The organism is Listeria valentina (assembly GCF_011800755.1).
GTDB classification, from domain to species: Bacteria; Bacillota; Bacilli; order Lactobacillales; family Listeriaceae; genus Listeria; species Listeria valentina.
In genome coordinates this window covers 1-633 of sequence record NZ_JAATJW010000162.1, presented here as the reverse complement: position 1 = coordinate 633, position 633 = coordinate 1, and the positions used below count along the sequence as shown (strand labels likewise).

1 protein-coding gene is annotated in these 633 nt (G+C 36.5%); it reads left to right on the top strand.

Annotation, left to right across the window (positions count from 1 at the left end; genetic code table 11):
* The coding region (locus HCK02_RS14010) for an LPXTG cell wall anchor domain-containing protein (RefSeq protein ID WP_167630704.1) at nt 1-312 on the top strand (312 nt) is incomplete at its 5' end.
* Between the last annotated feature and the right edge of the window lie 321 nt (nt 313-633).

Sequence of the window (633 nt, the reverse complement as noted above, 5' to 3'; positions counted from 1 at the left end):
GATGCGACAGATGAAGAATTAGCGCCATACATCCAAGATGGCGGAATTCCAAACCAAGCGGACTTGAACTTTGGGAATGCTGGAGATACGATTCACTCCGAAGTACCAACCGTGATGCCGCCAACACCTGAAAATCCAGAAACACCTAATTCGCCTAATCATCCAAATGATCCACCGAAATCTATTCAACCAGATTCTGTTCAAGGCACTTTGCCAAAAACTGGAGATCAAATGGAGTGGGGTTGGGTGCTGATAAGCGGACTACTCTGTTTGGGGATTTTGAAATATGCATGGAGACGCAAAGAAAACTAAATAACTAACAGGCTTCCTAGACCATCAATCCAAGGAAGCCTGTTTTTTTACAAGGAGAATTTTTCATCAAATAAGGAAGATCACGTTAACAGCTATTATTTTTGTAACTTTATGATGAATGGTGTATGCCTATCTGAAAAAGAGAAATGATACAGATTCAAGATGACTATCTGTTCAATCAAGATGATGGATGTATCTCTTTAAAATAGTGAAAAAACTATATAGAAATATTTAAAATGGAAGAGATTTTTCAAAACTTTACGGAAAACAAATAAAAATTGTCTAATTTAGAATAGTCAATTTCTCGTATTGAAATTAGAC